The following is a 7153-nucleotide window of genomic DNA, read 5'->3' on the forward strand; positions in this document are numbered from 1 at the left end:
CGCCGACCTCGACCGCGCCGACAAGGTCGGCCGGCTGCATCTGGCGGAAGCGCTGTCCTACCGCGCGCTGGCCGATGACGCGCGCAGTGCGGCGTGAGCGCGCTTGATCGCGCGGCCGTCAATCAACTGGTAACGACTTCTGTTTACGCTCCGACAACCATAAGGCCAGTGTTCCTAGGGCCCGCGTTGAGCGAGTTTGTGCCATGTTGCGTTCCAAGGTCCTGATCGCGGCCGTGCCGCTGATCGCCGTCGTGGCCATTGTTGCCCGGCTGGAGGCGTCCCCTGCGGCCCGCCCCTGCATCCCGATCGGCGCCGGCAATGTCGAGATCGGCTCCGAGCCCTGGCACGCCGACCTGCATGTCGATTTCACTGACGATCCGAAGCTCGCGACGGTGCGCGTCGGCCTTGCCGACAATGCCGGTGACGCAGACTTCGTCATGGTCGATGACGGCGCAGAGGTCGACGACAAGGCCTGCGATATGACAGCCGCCACGCAGTCTGTGGCCATGGCCGCCGATCCCACGCACCGTTCGGCTCTGATCTACCTCGCTCAGAACGGCCCCGCCGATTATCGCGTCTTCGTGCGATCGAGCCGCTTCTCGGTGCACGACGCGGCGGCGCTGATCGTCGGCGCCCATGTCCAAGATCAGCTCAACCGCCAGCCACACGACCAGCAATTGGCCGAAGCAGCGCCGTAGGCCGCATCTAACGTTTTATTCACTCTGTTCGCATCCACCCGTGCGGCTCTCAAACTCTCCGCAAGATCATCGCCACATCTTGTCGACCATCGATCGTGGCGTTCGGAACTTCTAGGGGACATCAGGTGATGGGACGGCTCTTCCGTATCAAGCTGCGCCTGCGCCGGTTCGCGCGCCGGCAGCAGCTGCTGATCTCCGTCCTGCGCTCCTTCATGATCTTCTCCGCCGGGTTCGGCGGCCTCTACGGCTTCATCAAAGCCAGCCAGTCGGCGCATTCCGGCTACAATCCCCAAGCGTTTGCCATCGGCGCGAGCTTCCTGTTCGCGGTCGCCTGCGTCGCGCTGGCGACCGTGAGCATGCGCCTGCGCTTCATGCGCAAGAAGCTGCTCAAGATCGCGCTTCACAATGAGGTGCTGGCCGACCGCAATTGGGAGCTGCAGGAGGCGGAGGAGCGCGCCCGCAGCCTGTTCGAATCCCAGGGCGACCTGATCGTGATGCGCGACAGCGAAGGCTGCATCACCTTCGTCAACGATGCCTATTGCGAGATCGCCGGCAGGGACCGCGACGCGCTGCTCGGCAGCCGCTTTGCGTTCGAGCTGTTGGAGCAGGGCGACGCCGCGCTGGAGCCGAACGGCACCCGCGTGCACGACCAGCGCATCGACAGCGCGATCGGTCCGCGCTGGATCGCGTGGCGCGAGGCGCTGGTGCGCTCCGATGCCGGCCAACCGGCCGTACTGCAATGTGTCGGCCGCGATGTCACCGATCGTACCGAGACCGAGCGGGCGCTCAGCGAGGCACGCGACCACGCCGATGCAGCGAGCCGCGCCAAATCGCGCTTCCTCGCGATGGTGAGTCACGAGATCCGCACGCCGCTGAACGGCATCATCGGCATGGGAGGGCTGCTGCTCGACACCCCGCTGACGCCGGAGCAGAAGACCTATGCCAAGGCGGTCAGGACCTCGGGCGAAGCTCTGACGTCGCTGATCGAGGAGCTGCTGGATTATTCCAAGATCGAGGCCGGCAAGCTCGATCTCGAGGCGCGGCCGTTCGCGCTCACGCCGCTGATCGAGGACATCACCGAACTATTGGCACCACGCGCGCAGGCTAAGCAGCTCGAGATCGCCGCCTATGTCGACGACCGGCTGCCGTCGCATGTGATCGGCGATATGGCGCGGCTGCGCCAGGTGCTGCTCAATCTCGCCGGCAATGCCATCAAGTTCACGACGACGGGCGGCGTTGCCCTGATTGTCGAGCCTGGCATCTGGCCGGGCGAGATCAAGTTCCAGGTCACGGACACCGGCATCGGCATCGCACCCGAGGCGCAAGAGCGCATTTTCAGCGAATTCGAGCAGGCCAATGATGGCATCGCCCGCAGTTTCGGCGGCACTGGACTTGGGCTCTCGATCTCCGAACGCATCGTGCGGCGGATGGGCGGCCGGATTACCCTCGAGAGCAAGCCCGGCGTCGGCTCGACTTTCGAGGTCGCGGTGCCGCTGCCCGCCGCGGCCGAACAGGATGGCCTGAGCACCGCCATCGTGCCTGATCTGACCGGGCAATCGGTCATGCTCGTTGCCGTCAAGGGCATCGAGGCCGACCTGATCGCGCGTCGCCTGCAAAGCTGGGGCGGCCAGACCTGCCAGATTGCCGACACTGACATCGCTGCCGCGCTGCTGCCCGAGCGCAACTGGCACGCGGTGCTGGTCGATGACGCCCTCGGCCGGGATGCCGCGATTGCGATGGCAAAGGCGGCGCAAAGCCATTCGCCGCGGCGCATCGTGATGGTGACGCCCGCTACGCGTCACGACCTGCAGCCCGCCTTGCCCTTCACCGGCTATCTCGTCAAACCGTTGCGCGCGGCTTCGCTTGCGGCCCGCCTCGCCGTCACGCCCGATGTCGCAGCGCCGGCGCTTGCCGACGATTTCATTGCCGAACCGATCGCCAGGGTGCCGGCTGCCGCGAACAAGGGCCTCTCGATCCTGGTCGCCGAGGACAATGAGATCAACGCGCTTCTGATGCGCTCGCTGCTGACCAAATCAGGCCATCGGACCGTGATCGCCACGCATGGCGCAGCGGCGCTGGAATCCTGGCTCGCCGCACGCTCGGCCGGAGCGCCCTACGATCTGATCCTGATGGACCTGCAGATGCCGCAGCTCGACGGCATCGAGGCCGCCAAGCGCATCCGCGCCCATGAAGCCGCCGGATCCGGCCGGCGCACACCGATCCTGGCACTCACCGCCAACACGCTGGTGGAGGACCGCTATGCCTGCTTCGAGGCCGGCATGGACGGCTTCCTGATCAAGCCGCTCGACCGCGACAAGCTCGACGAAGCGCTTGCTGCGCTGGCGGCGGCAAGGCATGTGGCGGCTTGAAGTCGGGGGCGTCCCGAACGAAACGGGACAAGAACTCTAGAACACCGTTCCATGAATTCGGCCGTCGCAGAATGGATTGAGATCTCGCCATCTCCAACGCTGTCATGCTCCGCGCAGGCGGAGCATCCAGTACTCCGCGGCAGAAGAGATCGAACAGAGACGTCACGGCGTACTGGATCGTCCGCCTTCGCGGACGATGACAGCGGGGTCTGTATCAATAAGACCGAGGCTTGGAATCAGGCATGTAGGGCGCATTTACAGCCGCCGCAGCGCCACCGACTCGATGCCGTGGTCGGCACCTTTCTTGAGGATCAAGGTCGCGCGGGGCCGGGTCGGCAGGATGTTGTCCTCGAGATTGGCGAGGTTGGTGCGCTCCCAGATCGCGGTCGCGGTCGCGGTGGCTTCCTCATCCGACAACAGTGCGTAGCGATGGAAGTAGGAACGAGGATCATGGAACGCGGTGTCGCGCAGCGACAGGAAGCGCTTCACATACCAGTTGCGCAATACCGCCTCGTCGGCATCGATGTAGACGGAGAAGTCGAAGAAGTCCGATACCACAGGCACGGCCTGGCCATCGCGTGGCAGCGGACCGGTCTGCAGCACATTGACGCCCTCGACGATCAGGATGTCCGGCTGGTCGATCTCGGTCCACTGGTTCGGCACGATATCGTAGGTCAAATGCGAATAGACTGGCGCGCGCACCGCGTGACGTCCGGACTTGATGTCCGAAAGGAAGTTGAGCAGCCGCGGTAGATCGTAGCTTTCCGGAAAGCCCTTCTTCTGCATCAGGCCTTGCCGTTCCAGCACCGCCTTCGGATACAGGAAGCCGTCGGTGGTGATGAGATCGACCTTCGGCCGCGGCGACCAGCGCGCCAGCAGCGCTTGCAGGACGCGCGCGGTGGTCGACTTCCCGGCCGCGACCGAGCCGGCGACGCCGATGATATAGGGCATCTTGCGATCGCGGATGTTGAGGAACTGCCGCTGCGCATAATACAGCCGCTGCATCTCGTCGACATAGATCGACAACAGGCGTGACAGCGGCAGATAGATGTCCTCGACCTCTTTCAGATCGAGGCGATCATGCATCGAGCGAAGCTTGTCGAACTCGCCGGGCTCCAAGGTCATCGGCGTGTCGTTGCGCAGCTCCGCCCATTGCTCGCGGGTGAAGATACGATACGGATTATATTGTTGTTCGGTGGTGCGCATATCCATGACGCTGACCTCGCTTCCCCCCAAGCGGTTTCCTAAATCCGCCAGGCTACTCTTTCCTGCGTGACGCCTTTTCTTCCAGCCCGGACATGCCGGTCCGTTTGGCCAAGGCCGCCTCGACGTCTTCGAGGCGAACGCCGCGCGACTTCAGAAGCACCAGAAGATGAAACAACAGATCGGCGCTTTCGGCGATGAAATGATCGCGATCATCCTCGATCGCCGCGATCACGGTTTCGACGGCCTCTTCGCCCATTTTCTTGGCGCAGTGCTTCGGACCCTTGTCGAGCAGCTTGCGGGTATAGGACGCCTCGCCGCCCGCTTCGGCACGGGCATCGATGATGGCGGCCAGGTCATGGAGCGTGAATCGGGACATCAAATGGTACTCGGTACGGGCGCCCGCAAAGCCGCGGGCGCAACGATTGTTATTTAACAGGTCTACGACGCGAAGTCAGGGATCGAGACGCATGGGCAGGCCTGCGCGCAGCATATGATCCTTGGCCTCACGGATGGTAAATTCGCCGAAATGGAAAATCGAAGCGGCCAGCACGGCGGTGGCATGGCCCTGGCGTATACCGTCGACCAGATGATCCAGATTGCCGACGCCACCGGAGGCGATCACGGGAACCGGCACGCTGTCGGCGATCGCCCGCGTCAGCGGCAGGTCGAAGCCCTGCCTGGTGCCGTCGCGGTCCATCGAGGTCAGCAGGATCTCGCCGGCGCCGAGCGCGACCACCTCCTGCGCAAATTCCAGCGCATCGATGCCGGTCGACTTGCGGCCGCCATGAGTGAAGATCTCCCACCGCGAGCCGCCGCCGGCGCGGGCGACGCTCTTGGCGTCGATCGCCACCACGATGCACTGCTCGCCGAACTTCTCGGCAGCTTCCTTGACGAACTCGCGCCGCGCGACCGCGGCCGAATTGATCGAGACTTTATCGGCACCGGCGCGCAACAGCGTCTTGATGTCGTCGATGGTACGCACGCCGCCGCCGACCGTCACCGGCATGAAACAGGCTTCCGCCGTCCGCCTGACGACATCGAGCATGGTGCCGCGGTTCTCATGGGTCGCGGTGATATCGAGGAAGCAGAGCTCGTCGGCGCCGGCAGCGTCATAGGCGATCGCGGCCTCGACCGGATCGCCGGCATCGCGCAAGTCGACGAAGTTGACGCCCTTGACGACACGGCCGTCCTTGACGTCGAGGCAGGGGATGACGCGGACCTTGAACATCTGACGATCTCCTACGCGACGCGTGCACCGCGGATCAGCGCAAGCGCCTCCGCGGGATCGAGCCTGCCATCATAGAGCGCGCGGCCGGCGATCGCGCCTTCGAGCTTGTTCGCGCGCGGCGTCAGCGTCGCCTTGATGTCGTCGATCGAGGCGAGGCCGCCGGAGGCGATCACCGGGATCGAGATCGCGTCAGCAAGTGCGATCGTGGCGTCGAGATTGAGGCCCTTGAGGAGGCCGTCGCGGGCGATGTCGGTGAAGATGATGGCGGCGACGCCGGCATCCTCGAACCGCCTGGCGATATCGAGCACAGTCACCTCAGATACTTCGGCCCAGCCCTCGACCGCGACGTTGCCATCGCGCGCATCGAGCCCGACCGCGACGCGGCCGGGAAACGCCTTGGCCGCTGTCTTCACCAGCTCGGGATCGCGCACCGCCGCGGTGCCGATGATGACACGCGTGATGCCCTTGTTGAGCCAGGCTTCCACCGTCTTGAGATCGCGAATGCCGCCGCCCAGCTGCACCGGCATCTTGACCGCTTCGAGCATCGTCTCGACCGCATGCGCATTCATCGGCTTGCCGGCGAAGGCGCCATCGAGGTCGACGACGTGGAGATATTCGAAGCCCTGGTCGGCGAAGCTCCGGGCTTGCGCAGCAGGATCGAGATTGAACACGGTCGCGCGCGCCATGTCGCCCTGCTCGAGCCGCACGCACTGGCCGTTCTTCAGGTCGACAGCGGGAAACAAGATCATCGGAAAACAACTTTCAACCAGCCGAGGCGACTCCTCTCCACACGGGGAGGAGCACTGACATCACGGCGTCCATTTCAGGAAATTCGAGATCAGCGCCAAGCCGAAGCGCTGGCTCTTCTCCGGATGGAATTGGGTGCCGATCGCGGTGTCCCTGGCAACGATCGCCGTGACCGGCCCGCCGTAATCGGCGCGCGCCAGCACGTCGTTCTCGTTCACCGCGTTGAGGTGATAGGAGTGGACGAAATAGGCGTGCCGACCCTTTGGCCCGAGCGGCAGCCGCTCCAGCACCGGATGCTCCTGGATCAGGTCGAGCGTATTCCAGCCCATATGCGGGATCTTCAGGCTCTCGTCACGCGGCGCGATCTTCTCGACATCGCCAGCGATCCAGTTGAAGCCGTCAGTGGTGACGTGCTCCTTGCCGCGGGTCGCCATCAACTGCATGCCGACGCAGATGCCGAAGAACGGCCGCGCCTTGTGGCGGACCGCTTCGGTCATGGCTTCGAGCAGGCCGTCGACCGCATCGACGCCGCGGCGGCAATCCGCGAAGGCGCCGACGCCGGGTAGCACGATGCGATCGGCGCGATAGACCGCATCGGGATCCGACGTCACGACGATCTTCTGGGGATCTTCCATGCTGCGCGCGGCGCGCTCGAACGCCTTGGCGGCCGAATGCAGATTCCCGGAGCCGTAATCGATGATCGCGACACTCATCGTCCACCTCCTGGTTCGGGGAACAAGCCAATGATGCTGGAATGCGGCATCGGCGGCGGACGATTACCATTGTCGCGGGTCGGCGGCGGAGCACCGCGATCCACCATATAGTCATCGTAAGCCGGTACGCCGCGGCGCGCGGCCCAGCGTTCGAAGAAGCGCCGCTCGGCCGCGTCGCGGTCGTCGCCGACG

General features: G+C 64.7%; 7 protein-coding genes and 2 pseudogenes. 3 read left to right on the top strand and 6 right to left on the bottom strand.

Annotated features, from left to right (window positions below; translation table 11 throughout):
- The 3 genes and pseudogenes from WA702_RS06975 to WA702_RS06985 form a co-directional block, all read left to right on the top strand.
- Positions 1 to 97 (top strand): annotated as a pseudogene (locus WA702_RS06975) (ATP-binding protein); the annotation flags it as partial.
- A 106-nt stretch (positions 98 to 203) separates the two neighbouring features.
- Positions 204 to 698 carry a hypothetical protein gene (locus WA702_RS06980; RefSeq protein ID WP_425109798.1) on the top strand — a complete coding sequence of 165 codons (495 nt, stop codon included), beginning with the start codon at positions 204 to 206 and terminating at the stop codon, positions 696 to 698.
- Between the two features lie 128 nt (positions 699 to 826).
- Entirely contained in the window at positions 827 to 3067 is a 2241-nt protein-coding gene (locus WA702_RS06985; RefSeq protein ID WP_425109799.1) for an ATP-binding protein, read from the top strand.
- A 255-nt stretch (positions 3068 to 3322) separates the two neighbouring features.
- On the opposite strand, the gene coaA is transcribed toward WA702_RS06985, so the two are convergent.
- The 6 genes and pseudogenes from coaA to WA702_RS07015 all read right to left on the bottom strand — a co-directional run.
- Positions 3323 to 4279, bottom strand: coding sequence for a type I pantothenate kinase (gene coaA / locus WA702_RS06990; RefSeq protein ID WP_425109800.1), 957 nt, complete (start codon positions 4277 to 4279; stop codon positions 3323 to 3325).
- A 46-nt stretch (positions 4280 to 4325) separates the two neighbouring features.
- Positions 4326 to 4649: a phosphoribosyl-ATP diphosphatase gene (locus WA702_RS06995; RefSeq protein ID WP_425109801.1), complete on the bottom strand. Its 324-nt coding sequence runs from the start codon at positions 4647 to 4649 to the stop codon at positions 4326 to 4328.
- A gap of 75 nt (positions 4650 to 4724) precedes the next feature.
- Complete coding sequence (gene hisF / locus WA702_RS07000) at positions 4725 to 5501, bottom strand: imidazole glycerol phosphate synthase subunit HisF (RefSeq protein WP_425109802.1); 777 nt, start codon at positions 5499 to 5501, stop codon at positions 4725 to 4727.
- An 11-nt stretch (positions 5502 to 5512) separates the two neighbouring features.
- Positions 5513 to 6250: a 1-(5-phosphoribosyl)-5-[(5-phosphoribosylamino)methylideneamino]imidazole-4-carboxamide isomerase gene (gene hisA, locus WA702_RS07005; protein ID WP_425109803.1), complete on the bottom strand. Its 738-nt coding sequence runs from the start codon at positions 6248 to 6250 to the stop codon at positions 5513 to 5515.
- Positions 6251 to 6310: 60 nt separating this feature from the next.
- A complete protein-coding gene (hisH, locus tag WA702_RS07010) occupies positions 6311 to 6961 on the bottom strand; it encodes an imidazole glycerol phosphate synthase subunit HisH (RefSeq protein WP_425109804.1) in 651 nt (216 codons plus the stop codon).
- Positions 6958 to 7153: pseudogene (locus tag WA702_RS07015) on the bottom strand (DUF2628 domain-containing protein); the annotation flags it as partial. The pseudogene WA702_RS07015 and the gene hisH, both read right to left, overlap by 4 nt.

Origin of the sequence: Bradyrhizobium sp. (assembly GCF_049798375.1) — a bacterium.
GTDB lineage: Bacteria > Pseudomonadota > Alphaproteobacteria > Rhizobiales > Xanthobacteraceae > Bradyrhizobium.